Consider the following 17,835-nt stretch of genomic DNA (forward strand, 5'->3'; position numbering starts at 1 on the left):
AGGAGTGCGCGATGACGTCCGGAGAGACCAACCTGACCGGCCGCGTCGTCATCGTCACCGGGGCCGGCAAGGGCCTCGGCCGCGCCTACGCCCTGGACCTCGCGGGGCGCGGCGCAAGCGTGGTGGTCAACAACCGCTGGGCCGACCGCAGCCAGCCGTCCAGCGCTCAGGCGGTGGTCGCCGAGATCGTGGCCCGCGGCGGCCGGGCCGTCGCCAACCTCGACCCCGCTGAGGCTCCCGAGACCGGCGCCCGGCTGGTGGAACAGGCGCTGGACACCTTCGGCCGGCTTGATGGCGTCGTCTCGAACGCCGGCGTGCCCGAGACCCTTCGGCTGCATCGTCAGACCAGAGAGGGCTTCCGGCGGATCTTCGACATCAACTTCTTCGGCGCCTTCGACCTCGTCCATGCCGCTTGGCCGGTGCTGTCCAAGGAGGGAGGCCGCATCGTGGTCAGCGCCTCGTCCGCGGGCTTGCACGGTGGCGACGGCATGGCGGCCTACGCCTCGTCCAAGGCCGCCTTGATCGGCCTTGTCCGGGGATTGGCCACGGAGGGCCGCCCGCGCAACGTGCTGATCAACGCCATCGCGCCCTACGCCGTTACCGCCATGACCGAGCAGCACCTGGCGCCGGGTCTCGCCGAGCGGATGGACCCGGCCGATGTCGCGCCGCTGGTGTCATGGCTGGTGAGCGAAGCCTGCGACGTGACCGGCCAGACGCTGGTCTCCGGCGGCGGTCGCATACGCGCCGCCACCTCGGTCGAGGGCCCGCCGGTCAGGCTGGATGGTCCGATCGGCGCGGCGGTGCACGCCGCCATCCGGGCCGAACCACGCGAGCCCTATCCCGACTCCCACACGGCCTTCGCGGCCTTCATGGATGGCCGCCCCGCGCTGGCCGCCACCCCCGCTTAATCGGACGAGGACACCATGGTCTATATTCTCGGCGGCTGGCAGTCGGACTTCTCCCAGAACTGGGCCCGCAAGCAGATGGACTTCGCCGACGCCTTCGCCGAGGTGGTGGGCGAGGGCTTGGCCGCGGTCGACCTGGAGCCCAAGGACATCGACACCGGCCACGTCGGCAACTTCGTCGGCGACCTGTTCGCGGGGCAGGGGCTGCTGGGCGGTTTCTTCGGCCTGGTGCACCCTGAGTTCGACGGCATGCCGACATCGCGCCATGAGGCGGCCTGCGCCTCGGGCAGCGTGGCGATCCTGGCCGCCACCGCCGAGATCGAGGCCGGACGCTACGACACCGCCTGCGTCGTCGGCCTGGAGATGATGCGCAACGTCTCGGGCCAGAAGGCCGCCGAGAACCTGGGCGCCGCGGCCTGGACCGGCCACGAGCTACAGGACGCCACCTATCTGTGGCCGCGCGCCTTCTCGGACCTGGGCGAGGAGTACGACCGCCGCTGGGGCCTGAAGTACGAGCACCTGATGCGGATCGCGGAGATCAACTTCGCCAACGCCAAGAAGAACCCCAACGCCCAGACGCGGCAATGGGCGTTCAACGAGCGCAGCTTTACGCAGGACGACGAGGCCAACCCGGTCATCGAGGGCATGATCCGCAAGAACGACTGTGGCCAGGTGACGGACGGCTCGGCGGTGATCTTCCTGGCCTCGGAGAAGGCCGCGAAGGAATACGCCGACAAGCGGGGCATTCCGCTGGAGAGCCTGCCGCGCATCAAGGGCTGGGGCCACACCTCGGCGCCGATCAGCTACGACCGGAAGGTCCGCGCCAGCGAGGGACAGCCCTACGTGTTCCCGCGGGTGAAGCAGGCCATCGACGCCGCCCGCGGCCGGGCCGGCGTGACCGACATCGCCCAGTTGGACGCGGTCGAGACCCACGACTGCTTCACGACCACGGAATACATGGCCATCGAGCACCTGGGCCTGACCGCCCCGGGCGAAGCCTGGAAGGCGGTGGAGGACGGCTCCATCGAGATCGGCGGCCGCCTGCCCGTCAACCCGTCCGGTGGCCTGATCGGCCTGGGCCACCCCGTCGGGGCCACCGGCGTGCGGATGACGCTGGACGCCTTCAAGCAGGTGACCGGCCAGGCGGGCGACTATCAGGTGGAAGGCGCGAAGACCGTCCAGACCTTGAACATCGGCGGCTCGACCACCACGACCGTCAGCCTCGTCGTGGGCGTCTGACCATGGCCGACAGCGCCGAGGCCCGGTCGAAGCCGGCGCCGTTCCGCGAGGCCCACCTGATGCCGGTGGACCTGGACGTCGAACGGCGCGCCGACGGGGCGATCACGATCGTCTCGAAGATCCCGCTGAAGCCCTACGACCCCAACATTCCCGCCGCCTTCGCGCGCCGGGCCGCGGTCTCGGCCGACAAGCCGGCCCTGGCCCAGCGAGGCGCCGACGGGGAGTGGGTGTTCCTCACCTACGCCCAGCTCAAGCGCGACATGGACGCGGCCACCCAATGGCTGCTCGACAACGCCTCGGACGGCCCGGTTCTGATCCTGGCCGGCAACACCCCGGCCTTCGCCGTGATGAGCTTCGCGGCCCAGGCGGCGGGGCGGGCGGCGTGCCCGGTCAGCGTGACCTATGCGGCGCTGGGCGGTGACTACGGCCGGCTGGCGCATGTGGTGACCAAGGTGAAGCCGGGCGTGGTCTTCGCCGAGGATACCGCCATGGCCAAGGGCGCACTGGAGGCGCTGGACCTGGGCGCGGCGAAGATCGTTACGGCCGATCCGTCGAAGCTGTCCAAGCCGGCGGTCGCGTACGCCGACGTGCTCGCCACGACGCCGACCGACGCGGTCGCGAAGTCGATCGCGGGGCTGAAGCCACAGGACCGCGCGGCGCTGATGCTGACCTCCGGCTCGACCGGCCTGCCGAAGGTGGTGCCGATCACCTTCGACAACCTGATGGCCAACTCCACCCAGTGCCAGCAGACCATCGGCGAGGCCGCCGGCTGGCACGAGGTGATGCTGGACTGGCTGCCTTGGCACCATGCGGCGGGCGCGTTCGTGCTGCGGACCACGCTCCTGGAAGGCGGCACGCTCTACATCGACGACGGCAAGCCCGCGCCTGGCCTCTTCGAGACCTCGATCCGGAATCTGCGAGAGATTTCCGTCAGCTACTTCAACAACGTGCCGCTGGGCTATGCCATGCTCACCGACGCGCTGGAGCAGGACGCCGAACTGCGGGCTACGTTCTTCCGGAAGATGCGGCTGATGCTGTACGGGGGCGCGGGCCTGCCGCAGACCGTGCTGGATCGGCTGCAGGCGGCCGCGGTCGCCGAGACCGGCCACCGCATCATGATGACCAGCGGCTACGGCATGACCGAGACCGTCTCGGCCTTCATGGTCATCCATTTCGAGACCGACAAGGTGGGCATCGGCCTGCCGGCGCCGGGCACTATGGTGAAGCTGGTCCCGGTCGGCGACCGCTACGAGCTACGGGCCAAGGGGCCGAACGTGACGACCGGCTATCTCGACGAGCCGGAGAAGACGGCGGACGCTTTCGACGAGGACGGCTTCTACCGCACCGGCGATCTCGTGACCTTCCACGACGACGCCGATCCGACGAAGGGCCTGGCCTTCTCAGGCCGCGCCGCCGAGGAGTTCAAGCTGTCGAGCGGGGCCTGGGTCTACGGCGGCTCGCTGAGGGACGGCTTGATCAAGGCGCTGTCGCCGCTGGTGACCGATCTTGTGCTCTGCGACGACGGGCGCCCCTACCTTGGCCTGATGTTGTGGGCGAAGCCGGACGCGGACCCCGCCGAGATCGGCCAGCGCCTGGCGGCCTTCAACGCCGACCAGCACGGCAGCGCGGCGCGCATCAAGCGCGCGCTGCTGCTGAAGGACCCGCCCAGCGCCAACGCCCACGAGATCTCGGACAAGGGCACCATCAACCGCCGTGCGGTGATCGACCGGCGCGCGGCCGAGGTGGAGCGCCTGTTCGCCGAGACGCCAGACGAGGGCGTGATCGTCCTCTGAGGCTCAGCGCTGCGTGTGCGGAACCCAGTCGGCGCCAGCCTCGGCGTAGTCGGCGCTGAACCAGCGCGGGTAGCCGTGCAGGGTCTGGCCGCCGTCGGCCAGAATCTCGGCGCCGGTGACGTAGCCGGCCTCCTCACCGCACAGGAAGACCGCCAGCCTGGCGATGTCCTCCGGCTTGCCCAGCCGACCGACCGGCGTGTTCGAGATCGCGTCGACGCGGACGGCCGGGTCGTCGATCAGCGACTTCGTCATCGCCGTCTCGATGACGCCGGGCAGCACCAGGTTCACCCGGATTCGCCAGACGCCGAGCTCGGACGCCAGCGACTTCGCCAGCATTCGCACGCCCGCCTTGGACGAAGCGTAGGCGCCCAGCAGGTCGCAGATGTGGGTGGCGGCGGTCGAGGCGGTGAACAGGATCGCCCCGCCGCGTCCGGCCTCGCGCATGGCCCGGGCCGCGCCCTGGGCCATCAGGAAGCCGCCGTTCAGGTTGACGTCCACGTGCTTGCGCCACTGGTCGAAAGGTGTGTCGATCAGCGCGCCGTAGCGGCCGTAGCCGGCGTTGAGGAAGGCGGCGTCGAGGCGCCCGAACCGGTCCTTGATCGCGGCGAACAGCGCCTCGACCGCCGCAGGATCCGACTGGTCGCAGGCGTGGGCCAGAACCCGGCCGCCGGCCTCTCGCAGAACCTCGGCGACTGCTTCCAGCGCGTCCGCCCGCCGATCGGCGACCACCACATCGGCGCCGTCGCGGGCGAAGGCCGCCGCCGCCGCCGCTCCGATGTCGCCCGCCGCGCCGGTGACCAGGACCACCTTGCCGCTGTAGCCGCCCATGCCTGTGCTCCCGGGTTTTTCGCTTGCCGCGCGTGGCGGTCGGACATTAACTTGCATAGAAAGACTGTCAAACCGCTCCGGAACGTCGAGGGCGGAAGCGGGGGACGCGGGCATGCCTGACTTCGTGGTGATCCTGGCGGTGAACGCCGTCGTGATCCTGGGCCTCTTCGTGCTGGCCTGGGCCATCTGCGTCGCCCAGAAAGACGTGACGCCCGTCGACAGCCTTTGGGGACTGGGCATGGGCGTGGTGGCAGTTTCCACCTTCCTGCAGACCGGCGGCGGCACGTCGCGACGGATGATCCTGACCGGCATCTGCGTCGCCTGGGCGCTGCGCCTGGGCGGCTACATGCTGTGGCGCTGGCGCGACCACGGGCCCGACGGCCGCTATGTGCGCATGCTGGACAAGGCGAAGGCCGAGCGCGGCTGGGGCTACGGCTACGCCGCGTTCCGGCTGGTATTCATGCTGCAGATGCCCCTGCTGTGGCTGGTCTGCCTGCCGGTGCAACTCGGCCAGGTGGAGGCGCAGCCGGCGGAGCTGGGCGCCTTGGGCATGGCCGGCGTCGTCCTGGCGCTGTTCGGACTGGCGTTCGAGACCCTGGCCGACCTGCAGCTCGTGCGCTTCAAGAAGAAGCCGGCCAACGCCGGCCAGGTGCTGGACAGGGGCCTGTGGCGCTACACCCGCCATCCCAACTATTTCGGCGACGCCTGCGTCTGGTGGGGCCTTTGGCTGGTGGCCGCCGAGACCCACCTGGGCCTTTTCGCCGTCATCGGGCCGATCTACCTCGTCTACACCCTGACCCGCTGGAGCGGGATGCCGACGGTCGAGGGTCGCATGAAGCGGCGCAAGCCCGCCTACGAGGACTACATCCGCCGGACCTCGGCGTTCATCCCCTGGCCGCCGAAGCCGCCTGAAGCCGCCTGATCCCCGGAGCCTCCATGTCCCTGCCTGCCCACATCGCCGAGCGGCTGCGGCTGCCGGCCATCGCCGCCCCCATGTTCCTGGTCAGCGGCGTCGACATGGTGCTGGCCGCCTGCAGGGCCGGCATCATCGGCTCGTTCCCCGCCAACAACGCCCGCACCCTGGACGAGCTCGACCAGTGGATGACGACGATCAACGCCACCCTGCCGGCCGATGCGCCGCCGTGGGCGATAAACATCATGGTCCACCGGTCGTATGCGCGCTGGGAGGAGGAGCTGGAGCTGGTGCTGAAACACCGCCCGCCGATCGTGATCACGGCGTTGGGCCGCCCCGCGGCAGTGGTCGAGGCGATCCATGGCTACGGCGGCCTGGTCTATGCCGACGTCAATTCACTGACCTTCGCGCAGAAAGCGGCGGCCACCGGTGTGGATGGGCTGATCCTGGTGGCGTCTGGCGCCGGCGGCCACACGGGACCGATCTCGGGCTTCGCCTTCGCGCCGGCGGTGCGGGAGTGGTTCGACGGCACGCTGGTGCTCGGCGGCGGGATCGGCTCGGGCCGGGCGGTGCGCGCCGCGCGCGTGCTGGGCGCTGATCTGGCCTACCTCGGCACCCGCCTGATCGCCTGCGAGGAGAGCCTGGCGGTCCCGGGCTACAAGCAGATGCTGGTGGAGGCCTCGGCCGAGGACATCGTCACGTCGGCGGCGCTCACCGGCATGCCGGCCAACTGGCTGAAGGCCAGCCTGCTGGCGGCGGGCTACGACAGCGAAGGGCTCAAGGCCAAGGCCGAGATCAACCTGGGCCGCCCCGAAGACGCCGCCAAGCGTTGGCGCGACGTCTGGTCCGCGGGCCATGGCGCGGGCCAGGTGAAGGCGGTCGAGCCGCTGGCCGCGATCGTCGATGAGCTGGTCGCCGACTATGCCCGCTCGGCGGGGGCCGGCTGAGCCGCGCCTTGACAAGGCAGCGGCCACCTTCGAAGGGTCGGGAGGCGTAGTCCGAGGCGACATGGCCGACCCCACACCTACCGAAGCGCCGCCTCCGACCCAGCTCGTCCAGGCCAATTCCGCCACCCGCGCCCTCAACATCCTGGGCGACCGCTGGACCTTGATGATCCTCTACCTGGCGTTCCAGCGCGTGCGCCGGTTCGACGAGTTCCAGGGCCGCATCGGGTTGGCGCGCAGCCTGCTGATCGACCGCCTGCGCCGCCTGCAGAAGGCCGGCGTGTTCGAGAAGGTCCGCTACCAGGAGCGGCCCGTCCGCGAGGAATACCACCTCACCAAGATGGGGCTGGATCTCTACAGCCTGGCCCTGATGATCATCCGCTGGGAAAAGCGGTGGTTCTACGATCCGGCCAACCCCGGTCACCGGCTGCTGCACAGTTGCGGCAAGGAGTTCACGCCCGAGTTCCGCTGTCGCTGCTGCAACGAGCTGGTCAGCCCGCGCGACGTCTATGTGGAGGAGGGGCCGGGCGCCGGCTTCGAGCCGTCACCGCCGCCACGGGTGCAGCGCCGCTCGATCGTGCCGGCCGATAGCCTGAACCAGGGCAATCCGATGCTGGACCGCGCCTTCCAGGTGCTGGGCGACCGCTGGACCAGCCATGTGATCGCCTCGGCGTTCCTGGGGCGCAGGCGGTTCAACGACTTCCAGAACGCCCTGGGCGTGGCGCCGAACATCCTGGCCGACCGGCTGACGAGGCTGGTGGACCTGGGCGTGCTGCGCAAGGAGCTGTACCAGCAGCGGCCCGACCGCTGGGAGTACCGGCTCACCGACGAGGGCCGTGATCTCTATCCGCTGGTCGCCGAACTGAATCGCTGGGGCGACCGCTGGCTGGATGATGGCAAAGGCCCGCCGCTGATCACCTATCACCGCCCGTGCGGCCACGAACTGGACGCCAAGGTCACCTGCGACCAATGCCACCAGGAGGCGACGGCGTTCAATGTGACGCCGCCCGGAGGCTGAGGTCCGAAGGCCGGGCGACGATTTTTCCGGCCGCGGGCGTCGCTAGGCGAGGCCCAGAACCCGCGCTGCGTTCCCGTACATCCACTTCGCGCGAACGGCGTCGGTCAGCGGCAGGGCGTCGGTCTCGCGGACCAGCTGGGCCAGCGGGATCATGCTGGTTCCCCAGCCGCTGCCGAAGATGATCCGGTCCTGCAGGATCCGGGTTCCGTAATAGACCAGCCCCTCGTAGCCGGCGCCGGGAGCCAGGATCTGCTTCACCCGTCGACAGGCGATGTCGATGAAGAGGTTCGGATGGCGCATCGCGACCGCCACCAGGTCGCCGATCCACGGCCATCCGCCCAGGCCCGCGATCATCCGCAGGGTGGGGAACCGGATGGCCAGCTCGTCCAGGTATTTCGGGTGCGCGTAGTCGTAGGGCCGGTCGGAGAGCAGGTGGACGCCGGCGGTGATCCGCACGGGGATATCCAGCTCCACGCACTTGGCCAGAAACGGGAAATAGACCGGGTCGTTGATGTAGCGCTCTTCGCGATAGCAGGAGATCTCGAAGCCCCGGCAACCCAGTTCGCGGACGCCGTGCTCGAGCTTGGCGACCCCGGCCTCGCCCTCGTCGCCCCAGATGCGGAACCACGGGATCAAGCGGTCCGGATATTCGGCCGCGAACTTGGCGACATCCTCGTTGGCGGCGCGGCGGCCGGCGTTCCCGATGCAGGCGTGCGACACGCCGGCCCCGTCGAGCATCGAGATGATGTCGGCGTGGCTCATGGCGCGCTCCATGTCCTTCTCGCAGAGCTTCAGGGCCAGCCCGGTCAGGCCGACGGTCGCCTTGGCGTCATTGAACTCGTCCAGGCTCATGCCGATCTGGGCCGCCCAGCCCGGCGCCATCAGTTGCGCATAGCCCTCCTTGTCGAAACCCCGCCCGGACTTGATAAGCCGGATCGTGTCCTCGACCGCTTCCTTGGTCGGGGTGTCGCATTCGAAGTCGATGACGCTCATGGGAGTCCTTGGCGGGTTTCGGCCACTCAAGGGCCGAACGCGCGTCGGCGCAATGGGCGGACTATTTCGCCAGCGGGCGGTCCAGCATTTCCTTGACCTCGGCGGTCATCGGCGCGCCCGCCTTCATCTCGGCGCTGATGCGCCCGTCGAAGTACTCGCGCCATTCGCTGACCAACTGGCCACGGAACTGCAGGCTGCCGGCGTAGGGGATGGCCACATGCTGACCGGTCGTGAGATCGAACTCGTCGACGCCCTCCATGAACAGCCGGCTGTCGTTCTCGGCATAGTCGAAGATCCGCCACCTATTGCTGCCGGGCGCGATGACCGACTTCATCTTGGTCAGGGCCTCGCGCATCGCCGCCTTGCCCTTGACCGCGGGCGCGTAGCCGGACGAGTTGCGCCAGACGATATCGTCCGTGACGTGGGCGAGCACGCCCTCGACGTCCTGCTTCTTCCAGGCGGCGATGATCGCCTCGAGCACGGGATAGAGGCGCGGCATGGCGGTCTCCTTGGCGAGAGCGGGGCCGGCAGCGAGGGCGCCGGCGGCGATCACGAGGGTTCGGCGGTGGAGGGTCATTGGGCGGGCCTCTCGAGCAGTTCGAGGACTTGGCGGGTGAACGGCTCGCCAGCTTTCTGCGCCTCGGCGACGCCGAGGTCGACGTAGTCGCGCCAGCCGACGATCAGGCCGTCGCGGAAATCCAGAACGCCCGCGTAGGGGGTGGCGACGCGGCGGCCGTCCGGCGTTTCGTAGTCGTCGACGCCCTCGACGAAGAGCCGGTCGCCGGCCTCCGCGTGGGCGAAGATCCGCCATTCGATCCGGTGCATATCGGCCTGGAAACGGGTGAGCAGCTTGCGAGCGGCGGCCTTGCCACGCACGGGTGGCATCGACGCGACCGCATAGTGCCAGACGATGTCGTCGGCCATGAAGGACAGGACCCGTTCGATGTCCTTCTCCTGCCAGGCCGCGATGACCTGACGCAGGATATCAAAGCGACGGCCCATGGAACGCTCTACGGGAAAGAGGGGCGCCGGGCGGCCTCGGAGGCCGCCCGGCCGGGGAGGCGCTAGAAGGCCGCGGACAGTTCGACGCCGTACGTCCGGGGATTGCCGAACGACGACATCTCTTCCTGGAAGAACGGAATGATGTTGGTGCGATAGACCGTGTCGCCCAGGTTCTTGGCGTAGACCGAGATGCTCCACGGGCGATCGGGCAGGGTCAGGGTGACCCGGCCGTCGAGGATCCCGTAGCTATCTTCCCAGGTGGTGTTCTCGGGCGCCCAGGGCATGCGGCCCTGGTAGCGGTAGTTCAGGCGAGCCGATAGCGCGTCTTCCCACGAGCCGACGCTCGTGGTGACCTCGGCTCCGATCACGCCCTGCCAGCGGGGCGTCCGCTGCATCCGGTTGCCCGAGTTGTCGACGCCCGCGAAGATGAAGGTGTCGTACTCGGCATGGACGTAGCTGCCGCTGGCCCACATGCGCAGCCAGGGCGCCGGAGCCACCTGGACGTCGGTTTCGAGGCCCTTGATGGTCGCGCCGGGCGCGTTGCTGATCACGTTGCAGAGGCACGACGCCAAGGTCTGCTGAACCTGCAGGTCCTTGTACTTCATGTAGAAGACCGCGGTGTTCCAGCGCAGGCGGCGATCGAACATCTCGGTCTTGTAGCCGGCTTCGTAGTTCGTGACCGTCTCGGGATCGTAGGGGGTCTGCGCCGCGAAGGCGTTCGAGGCGCTGTTCTGGAAGCCACCGCCCTTGAAGCCCTTCGAGACCGTGACATAGGCCATGTTCTGGTCGTCGGGCGTCCACCGCAGGGTGGCCTGCGGCGTCAGCTCCTTCCAGGAGTCGCCATAGGGCGTGGCGAAGTTGGTGGTCAGCGGCGTCAGCGGCGCGGTGTCGTTGGGGTTCAGCCGGTCGCCGGTGGCGACGATGATGCCCCGCTGGAAGCCGTACTTCTTGTCCTTCGTGTAGCGGGCGCCGACCTCGAGCTTCAGGGTGTCGGTGACCTTGAAGCCCACCTGGGCAAACGCGGCCATGTCGCGGTTGTGGCCGTGATCGTCCCAGTGGCTCTCGCCGGAGAGCGTTGGGAGAACCGTCGATTCGCCCCAGTAGCGGTTGTACTGGTGGACGTTGGTCTTCTGATAGTAGGCCCCGACGATCCAGTCGAAGCGGCTTTCGGTGTTGGTCGAGGCCAGCCGCACCTCCTGCGAGATGTGGTTCATCCCCTCGATGAAGTTCACCGGTTCGGCGAAGAGCAGCGGGCCGGCGACGTTGAAGCCGTTGGCCGGACCGAGGCCGGTCTGGTCGTAGAGCGTGAACGAGTGGTTGTGGCGATAGCCGGTGACGCTCGAGAACCGGATGCCCTCGGCGACGTCCTTATCGATCTTGGCGATGATGCTGTAGGTCTCGTGGCGCGCGCCCTGCGGCGTCGGGGCGCGGTCGCCCTTGAACAGCGGCCAGATCGGCAGGCTTTCGTCGCGGCTCAGGCCACCCGGACGCAGAGCGGCGATGAGCGCCCGGGTCGTGGACCAGGGCGTGAAGCTGGCGGGCAGGGTGCTGCTCTTCAGGCCGACGCGATGGATGCCGTCGTTGCTGTCCTTGGCGTAGTCGACGATCAGCTGCGCGCTCAGGTCCGAGCCCTCGGGCTGATAGAGCAACTGCGCCCGCGCCTGGGTGGAGTCGAGGTTCTCCAGGTCGACGTTGTGCAGGATGTCCTTGTAGTAGCCGTCGTGATTGATCGTCTGGAACGAGATCCGGCCGGCCAGGCCGTCGGCGATCTTCCCGGTCACATAGCCTTGGGTCTGACGCAGATCGTAGTTGCCCAGGGTCACCGTGAACTTGCCCGACGCATCGAAACTGGGGGCGTTGCTGATGATGTTCACCGCGCCGCCGGCCACGTTCTTGCCCAGCAGCACGCCCTGCGGCCCGCGCACCACCTCGACCCGAGCGATGTCGTAGAAGGCCGAGTTCAGGTTGCCCGAGCGGCTGACGTAGACGTCGTCAACGAAGGTCGACACGGACTGGTCGGCGGTGGGCGAGCTAAGGCGGGTGTTCACGACGCCGCGGATGTTGATCTCGAACGACTGCGGCGAGTTGGCCGTGAACGAGATGCCGGTCATGGTGTTGGCCAGGTCCTGCAGCGTCAGGACGCGGTCCTTGGCCAGCGTCGCGCCCGTGATGGCGGTGATGGCCAGCGGCGCGGTCTGGACGTTCTCCTCGCGCTTCTGAGCGGTGACGATCAGTTCCTCGAGCTGCGTGTCCGGCGCGGCGCTGGCGGCCATCGCGGGCGCGGCGATAGCCATGCCGGAAAGCAAGGCGATCGCGGAAGCGGTATGGTGAAGTCTCACGTTTCTCTCCCCCGGGCTCCGCCGCCGTGACGGCGAAGTCCCCTTGTTGTGGCCCGCGCGATGCGCGGCTTGTCGAAGCGGGGAGGGCGACCGGGATGACCTGTCCGACCGCGGACAAGGGTCGCGCGGTCAGCTTGCATAACGCCATGAAGTCAGCGCGGGGCAACATCCGCGCGGAACCGTCAGGACATCAGTTTTCCCGGACCACGACCTCCCGATACTTGTTGTTTTTGTAGTTCGTACACTCCAGACGATAAGCGGTCGTTTTGCGTCTCGTCAAGCAAGTCACACCCTCGCCGACGTGTGACGGATGGCGCGTCGGCCTCCCGCTTCCGGCGGCGGATGAAATCTGCAGAAAAGGACTTGCCAGCAGTTCGTACTGTTATGCAAGTTAAATACATCACCTGAGGGAAGGCGGAGGGCCCGGGCCATGACAGCGGCGTTGAGCGACGAGCAGAAGATCGCGGTCGGGCGGGAGATGGCCGAGGCTTGGCGGGCCATGGACTGGCGCAAGGTCGCCGACATGTTCACGCCCGACGGCGTTCTGCATTCGATGATGGTGGACCCTGTCGTCGGTCGCGAGGCGATCTACAAGCGCGTGTCCGGCCTAGCCGACGGGCTCGAACAGATCACCCTGAAGCTGCACCATATCGGCGTGATCGATGGCGCGCTGTTCATGGAGCGGACCGACGAGTTCACCATCCGTGGCAAGGCCGGCTCGGCGCCGGTCGTGGGCGTTCTCGAGTTCGAGGGGCCGCTGATCAAGATCTGGCGCGAGTACTACGACCGGGCCCACCTGCTGAAGAACATGGGCTTGCTCGAGGACTTCGACGCGAAGACCCGCTGAGATGGACGCCGAGGTCCGCGCCCTGCTGGACAAGCAGGCGATCACCGAAGTGCTCATGCGCTATAGCCGTGCGGTCGATCGCGGCGACGAGACCCTGCTGCGCGACTGCTACCACGACGACGCGGTCGAGGATCACGGCGGCTCGTTCTCGGACCTGCCTCGGACTACATCGAGGCGATCAAGCCGGCGCTGCACAGCGGCCGGCTGATGACCCATACGGTGACCAACGTCCTGATCGAGCTGACCGCCGCCGATGCGGCGCTGAGCGAGTGCTACTACCTGTCGTTCGCCCGGTATCCGGCCGCCGAGCCGCCGTTTGAGACCCTGACCCTGGCGCGCGCCATCGACCGGTTCGAGCGGCGGGACGGCGCGTGGCGCATCTCGAACCGCAAGCTCCGCTGGGAGTGGAACCGCGAGCAGCCCATCGCCGAGACCTGGGCGCGCGGCGGGATCGGCGACCCCGCCATCCTCCTGCACGGCGGCAAGAAGCCGAACGATCCGCTGTACGAAGGCTAGCGGCCGAACGCGCGCAACTCGGCCGAGCGGGCGGAGTCGAGGTACTCGTCTAGGCGGGTGATGACCCCGTTCTCCATTTTGACCACCACGCACGCGTCCATCGCCCACTTCTTGCCGTCGGGCAGGGTCGCCTCGAGCACGTGCTGCTGCAGGAAGCCGTCGGGCAAGGCTTCGCGCCGGATCACGCGGTAGTTGCGGTCGGGGAGGGCGCGGATGAACCAGTCCAGCACCTTCATGTTCTGGTCGACCGTTTGCTCGATGCCGTCGCTGTTGTGCCAGAGCTTGGCGTCCGGGGCGTAACAGGCGCGCACCGTGGCGGTGTCGCCCGATTGGATCGCGCCCACGAAGCGCTCGGCGAAGTCGAGGTAATCCTGCGCAGTCATGGCGGTCCCCTAGCGGCCGGTGGTGACGCGTTCGCCCGATAGCGAGCGGCGCATCTGCAGTTCGAAGCCGGCGGGGTCGCGGGCCAGGTTGGCGCGAACGTCGACGGCCATGAAATCGGTGTCGACCTCTGTCGCACCCTTGCGGATCGCCTTCAGGCCGGCCTCGGCGATGGTCGCAGGGGTTTCCTTGAACCCCTCCACATGGCTGGCCATGCGGGTGTCCACGGAGCCGACGATCAGGGCGGTGACCGAGGTGTTCTGCGGCGCGAGCTCGGCGCGCAGGCAGGTGGACATGGCGCGGCCCGCGAACTTCGAAGGGCTGTAGCCCCCCATGCCGGGCACGGCGACGATCCCGCCGGCCGACAGGACGTTGGCGATCGCGCTTTCCTTATGGCGGGCCAAGATGGGGGCGAAGGCGCGGCACATGGCCAGCGGACCGAAATAGTTGGTCTCCATCTCCGCGCGGGCGGCCGAGAGGTCCGGCGCCCTGAGCAGCGTCTGCATGGAGAACTGACCCGCGTTGTTCACCAGGATGCTGACGTCCTGGCATTTGGCGGCCGCGGCCTCGATCTGCTCGGGCTTGCTCACGTCGAGCTGAACGGCGACGACGCGCCGATCTTCGTCGACGAGGTGCTGGGCGTTGGCCGGGTCGCGGGCGCCGACATAGACCTTGGCCGCGCCCGCGGCGAGGAAGGCGCGGACGAAGGCCTCGCCAATGCCGCGGTTGCCGCCCGTGACCAGGGCGACGCTGTCCTTGATTTCCATCCCTTGCTCTCTTGGTCTAGGCGGCGACGAGGCGGTCGCGAATGAAGGCGCGGTCGGCCCAGACCGAATGCGTGCCGCTCGAGATCTTGTGCGGCAGGGCGATCCGGCAGACCGGGCCGTCCTCGAAGCGCTTGCAGTCGATCAGCACGCACTCCGAAGCCTGCCGGTTCTCGTCGATGATGAAGCTGACCAGGTACCCGTCGTCTTCGTCCTTGGCGTTCACCCGCGGCACGAACGGGGCTTCGCTGGCGTAGCGGCCATCGGGCAGGGTCACTTCCCACGACTGCCCGGTCTCCAGGTCGTGCTTCACGAAGCCGGTGAACAGGAACCAGCCGGGCTTGGAAGTGGTGGAATAGGCGTAGCGGTAGGGCTTGCCGGCATAGCGCTGGTTGAACATCCCGAACTCGAGGATGCGATCGTCCAGGTGCCTCTCGGTGGTCTCACCGGTCTTCAGATTGAAGCGCCAGCGGTGGAGCTTGGGGACGAAGCTGTGCTCGTCCAGGAAGGCCATCATGTGGCCAAGACCTTCCGGCGCGTCGGCCAGCGGCCGCGGGGTCGGGTTCTCCTGGAAGTAGCCGTCCATCACCACTTCGTCGCCCTCCTCGTAGGCGTTGAGGAAGTGCAGGACGTAGGTGGGGGCAGCCTCGAACCACTTGATCTCGGACGGCTGGCCATGGCGGGGGATGAGCCCGAATCGCGAGGGGATGCCCGGGTGCAGCCGCACGGCGTGGATGCCACGCTTCAGCAGCTCTTCGTCCCAGAACACCGGCAGGTCGTTGAGGATCGACCAGTTGGCGCTGAACGTCATGTCGTGCGGCAGGCGCGCGCCGGGCAAGGGCACGGGCACGTAGTGGGCCAGCTTCCCGTCCTTATCCACGACGCCGTAGTGCATGTAAGGCGCGTACTTCGAGTAGTTGAAGAACAGGAGCTCGCCGGTGGCCTCGTCGACCTTGGTGTGGGCCGAGACGCCGTCCAGTGGGCCCCAGCTGGCCACGCCACCCTGCTCGAGCGTTTCAGGATCCAGCCAATAGGCCTCGCCGCACTGATAGAAGGTGGAGACGATGCGGCCGCCGTGGACCACCACGTCGGTGGAGGCGGTGTCCTTCAAGCCGCCGTGCGCGCCGAAGCCGGGGCGCAGCGAGGTGCCCGGGCCGTCCATCAGCCCGCCCCACAGCGCCTGCCCGGCCTCCTGTTCGGCCTCGAAGCCCCGGGTGCGGACGAACCGGTTGCGATAGTCGGCCTTGCCGTCCTTGAAGCTGATCAGGTGAAGCATCCCGTCGCCATCGAAAGGATGGTGCCGGCCCAGCGGCTGCTGCACGGGATTCTCGGTGTTGCGGACGTAGACGCCGTCGATGTCGGCCGGGATGGCGCCCTCGATCACCTCCAGGTCTGTGGCGTTGACCTCCTCGTGCAGGGGGGTCCAGGGGCCGCTCAGATAGGGGTGGTTGCTCGGCAGCAGCGAGGTCTGCACCGGCGGCAAGCGCTCCATCTTCATCCGAGCTCTCCGAAGTCGTGGGCGGCCGGGTCGGCGCGCCCTTGAACTCAGGTTAGCATCATGGTCTTGTTGTGCAAGTGACTAGTCTGGGAGGAGAGCCATGAAGATCGTTCTTGCGGCCGCCGCGGCCTTTGCGATGGCGCTAGCGCCGATGGCCGCGCAAGCCGCCGACACCGACGCCAGCCGTATCGCGGTGGTGAAGGAGATGATCGCCGCGTGGAAGGCCGCCGACTGGCGCAAGGTGGGCGACCTGTTTGCCGAGGACGGCGTCCTCCACTCGATGATGATCGAGCCGGTGAAGGGCCGCGAGGCGATCTACCAGCGCATCGCGGCGCTGGGCAAAGGCGCGCCGGGCGGGGTGGTGCTGGACGTTTCGCACATGGGCGTGATCGACGGGCTGGTGTTCATCGAGCGCGTCGACCGCTTCACCTACAACGGCAAGCCCGGCGCCGTGCCGGTCGTCGGCGTGTTGGACGTCAAGGACGGCAAGGTGAAGGCCTGGCGCGAGTACTACGACCGGGCCCAGCTCCTGAAGGAGATGGGCGCCGCGGAGCACTAAGCACGCTCGAGCACCAAGGCGGCGCCGACCCCGACGCCGCCGGTCGCCACAGCCAGGCCGGTCTGGGCGCCGAGCTGGGCCATGTCGTCCAGCAGGGTGGTGGTGAGGATCGCGCCGGTGGCGCCCATGGGATGACCCATGGCCAGGTGGCCGCCGTTGGGGTTCACGCGATCCATGTCGGGGTCATAGCGGCGCTCGAAGAGCACCGGCACAGCGGCGAAAGCCTCCATGAACTCCACCGCGCCAACCTCGCCCAGTTCGAGGCCGGCGCGCTCGAGGGCGAGGTCCATCGCCGAGAACCCGGCGGTGAGCTGCATGACATGGTCGCCGGCCGTCTCGCCCACCGCCCGGATGCGGGCGAGCGGCGTGAGGCCCAGCGCGCGCCCAGCTTGCAGTGTGCCCAGCAGGACCAGCGCCGCGCCGTCCGAGATGGGAGGGCAGTGCGCCACGGTGTGCGGATGCTCGATGGCGCCGAGGGCCGGCCGGTGCGACAGCAGGATGTCGTCGTAGCCCTCTGCGCCCGTGGCGGCGAAGACCGGACCGAACTTGGCCAGGCTCGCGCCCTCGCCGAAGTCGCGGATGTTCTCGTCGCGCGCCAGGGCGACTTGGCCACCGGCGCCGGTCACCGGAATCACGCGGCCGTCGTAACGCCCCTCGGACCAAGCGGCCGCGGCGCGGCGATGCGAGCGCAGGACGGCAGCGTCCATCTCGGCGCGGGTGATCCCCTCGGCGGTGGCGAGCAGATCGGCCGCCAGGCCCACCGGCGCCCAGCCCATGGCGGCGGCCATGCCCATGTCGCTGTAGAAGTCGGCCTGGTCAGCCAGGAACGGCGTCTGCGACATGCTCTCGACGCCCCCGGCCAGCGCCATCTCGACCTGGCCGCTCTCCACGCGGCGCGCCGCGTCGGCGATGGCGCTGAGGCCCGAGACGCAGAAGTTGTTGATCGTCAGGCAGGCCATCTCGTCCGGCAGCCCCGCCTGGATGCGCGACGACAGCGCGATGTGGCCGCCCTGGACGCCCGCCTGGGTCACGCAGCCCAGGGTGAAGTGTCGCGGCGCGGCGACCGCGTCCGGTCCGTTGCGCTGTGTCAGCGCCTCAATGAGCTGGCCGACGAGGCGGGCGGGTTTCACGCCCGCGAGCGAGCCATCCGGGCGACCTTTCCCGCGCGGCGTCCGCACGGCGTCGAAGATGTAGACCGACATGCCGCTCCTCCCACCCTGAGTCAGTCTTGTAAACGAAGTTATCCCGTCGCGGGAAGCACGATCCGCTGTCCGGACAGGTTTGGATCGGGTCCGG

General features: G+C 68.5%; 19 protein-coding genes. 10 read left to right on the plus strand and 9 right to left on the minus strand.

Annotation, left to right across the window (positions count from 1 at the left end; all coding sequences use genetic code 11):
• The first annotated feature begins 11 nt into the window (after positions 1-11).
• Genes ACODSY_RS13760 through ACODSY_RS13770 form a run of 3 tightly spaced genes read left to right on the plus strand, consistent with a single transcriptional unit; the run spans position 12 to position 3,937 of the window.
• A complete protein-coding gene (locus ACODSY_RS13760) occupies positions 12-908 on the plus strand; it encodes an SDR family NAD(P)-dependent oxidoreductase (RefSeq protein ID WP_488952322.1) in 897 nt (298 codons plus the stop codon).
• Between the two features lie 15 nt (positions 909-923).
• Positions 924-2,144 carry an acetyl-CoA acetyltransferase gene (locus ACODSY_RS13765; protein ID WP_488952323.1) on the plus strand — a complete coding sequence of 407 codons (1,221 nt, stop codon included), beginning with the start codon at positions 924-926 and terminating at the stop codon, positions 2,142-2,144.
• Between the two features lie 2 nt (positions 2,145-2,146).
• Positions 2,147-3,937, plus strand: coding sequence for an AMP-binding protein (locus ACODSY_RS13770; RefSeq protein ID WP_488952324.1), 1,791 nt, complete (start codon positions 2,147-2,149; stop codon positions 3,935-3,937).
• Between the two features lie 3 nt (positions 3,938-3,940).
• Here ACODSY_RS13770 and ACODSY_RS13775 read toward each other — a convergent pair whose 3' ends face one another.
• Positions 3,941-4,765, minus strand: coding sequence for an SDR family NAD(P)-dependent oxidoreductase (locus tag ACODSY_RS13775; protein ID WP_488952325.1), 825 nt, complete (start codon positions 4,763-4,765; stop codon positions 3,941-3,943).
• A gap of 112 nt (positions 4,766-4,877) precedes the next feature.
• Here ACODSY_RS13775 and ACODSY_RS13780 point away from each other — a divergent pair, with 112 nt between their 5' ends.
• The 3 genes from ACODSY_RS13780 (at position 4,878) to ACODSY_RS13790 (ending at position 7,640) form a co-directional block, all read left to right on the plus strand.
• Entirely contained in the window at positions 4,878-5,687 is an 810-nt protein-coding gene (locus ACODSY_RS13780) for a DUF1295 domain-containing protein (protein ID WP_488952326.1), read from the plus strand.
• Positions 5,688-5,701: 14 nt separating this feature from the next.
• The gene (locus tag ACODSY_RS13785) at positions 5,702-6,625 is read left to right on the plus strand and encodes an NAD(P)H-dependent flavin oxidoreductase (RefSeq protein ID WP_488952327.1); all 924 of its coding nucleotides are present in this window, start codon (positions 5,702-5,704) and stop codon (positions 6,623-6,625) included.
• Between the two features lie 61 nt (positions 6,626-6,686).
• Positions 6,687-7,640: a winged helix-turn-helix transcriptional regulator gene (locus ACODSY_RS13790; RefSeq protein WP_488952328.1), complete on the plus strand. Its 954-nt coding sequence runs from the start codon at positions 6,687-6,689 to the stop codon at positions 7,638-7,640.
• A 42-nt stretch (positions 7,641-7,682) separates the two neighbouring features.
• Here the strand turns inward: ACODSY_RS13790 and ACODSY_RS13795 are convergent, their stop codons facing one another.
• The 4 genes from ACODSY_RS13795 to ACODSY_RS13810 form a co-directional block, all read right to left on the minus strand.
• Complete coding sequence (locus ACODSY_RS13795) at positions 7,683-8,633, minus strand: amidohydrolase family protein (protein WP_488952329.1); 951 nt, start codon at positions 8,631-8,633, stop codon at positions 7,683-7,685.
• A 61-nt stretch (positions 8,634-8,694) separates the two neighbouring features.
• Entirely contained in the window at positions 8,695-9,210 is a 516-nt protein-coding gene (locus ACODSY_RS13800) for a nuclear transport factor 2 family protein (RefSeq protein WP_488952330.1), read from the minus strand.
• The gene (locus ACODSY_RS13805) at positions 9,207-9,635 is read right to left on the minus strand and encodes a nuclear transport factor 2 family protein (RefSeq protein WP_488952331.1); all 429 of its coding nucleotides are present in this window, start codon (positions 9,633-9,635) and stop codon (positions 9,207-9,209) included. The genes ACODSY_RS13800 and ACODSY_RS13805 overlap by 4 nt, the downstream gene beginning before the upstream one ends.
• A gap of 62 nt (positions 9,636-9,697) precedes the next feature.
• A complete protein-coding gene (locus ACODSY_RS13810) occupies positions 9,698-11,974 on the minus strand; it encodes a TonB-dependent receptor (protein ID WP_488952332.1) in 2,277 nt (758 codons plus the stop codon).
• A gap of 430 nt (positions 11,975-12,404) precedes the next feature.
• On the opposite strand from ACODSY_RS13810, the gene ACODSY_RS13815 reads away from it, so the two are divergent.
• From ACODSY_RS13815 to ACODSY_RS13825, 3 genes are read left to right on the plus strand one after another with little or no spacing between them, the layout of a single operon-like run.
• Entirely contained in the window at positions 12,405-12,821 is a 417-nt protein-coding gene (locus ACODSY_RS13815) for a nuclear transport factor 2 family protein (RefSeq protein WP_488952333.1), read from the plus strand.
• Position 12,822: 1 nt separating this feature from the next.
• On the plus strand, positions 12,823-13,029 hold the full coding sequence (locus ACODSY_RS13820) for a nuclear transport factor 2 family protein (RefSeq protein ID WP_488952334.1): 207 nt from the start codon (positions 12,823-12,825) through the stop codon (positions 13,027-13,029).
• Positions 13,029-13,337 carry a nuclear transport factor 2 family protein gene (locus tag ACODSY_RS13825; protein WP_488952335.1) on the plus strand — a complete coding sequence of 103 codons (309 nt, stop codon included), beginning with the start codon at positions 13,029-13,031 and terminating at the stop codon, positions 13,335-13,337. The genes ACODSY_RS13820 and ACODSY_RS13825 overlap by 1 nt, the downstream gene beginning before the upstream one ends.
• On the opposite strand, the gene ACODSY_RS13830 is transcribed toward ACODSY_RS13825, so the two are convergent.
• The 3 genes from ACODSY_RS13830 to ACODSY_RS13840 are packed head-to-tail and all read right to left on the minus strand — an operon-like array spanning position 13,334 to position 15,980.
• Positions 13,334-13,720: a nuclear transport factor 2 family protein gene (locus tag ACODSY_RS13830; protein ID WP_488952336.1), complete on the minus strand. Its 387-nt coding sequence runs from the start codon at positions 13,718-13,720 to the stop codon at positions 13,334-13,336. The two genes, ACODSY_RS13825 and ACODSY_RS13830, sit on opposite strands and share 4 nt — an antisense overlap.
• Positions 13,721-13,729: 9 nt before the next feature.
• Positions 13,730-14,485, minus strand: a complete 756-nt coding sequence (locus tag ACODSY_RS13835) for an SDR family oxidoreductase (protein WP_488952337.1) — start codon at positions 14,483-14,485, stop codon at positions 13,730-13,732.
• A 16-nt stretch (positions 14,486-14,501) separates the two neighbouring features.
• Positions 14,502-15,980: a carotenoid oxygenase family protein gene (locus ACODSY_RS13840; RefSeq protein WP_488952338.1), complete on the minus strand. Its 1,479-nt coding sequence runs from the start codon at positions 15,978-15,980 to the stop codon at positions 14,502-14,504.
• 100 nt (positions 15,981-16,080) lie between these two features.
• Here ACODSY_RS13840 and ACODSY_RS13845 point away from each other — a divergent pair, with 100 nt between their 5' ends.
• Positions 16,081-16,539 carry an SgcJ/EcaC family oxidoreductase gene (locus ACODSY_RS13845; RefSeq protein ID WP_488952339.1) on the plus strand — a complete coding sequence of 153 codons (459 nt, stop codon included), beginning with the start codon at positions 16,081-16,083 and terminating at the stop codon, positions 16,537-16,539.
• Here the strand turns inward: ACODSY_RS13845 and ACODSY_RS13850 are convergent.
• Positions 16,536-17,741: an acetyl-CoA C-acyltransferase gene (locus ACODSY_RS13850; protein WP_488952340.1), complete on the minus strand. Its 1,206-nt coding sequence runs from the start codon at positions 17,739-17,741 to the stop codon at positions 16,536-16,538. The genes ACODSY_RS13845 and ACODSY_RS13850 overlap by 4 nt on opposite strands.
• Positions 17,742-17,835 lie beyond the last annotated feature (94 nt).

Source organism: Phenylobacterium sp. FG114, assembly GCF_057809855.1.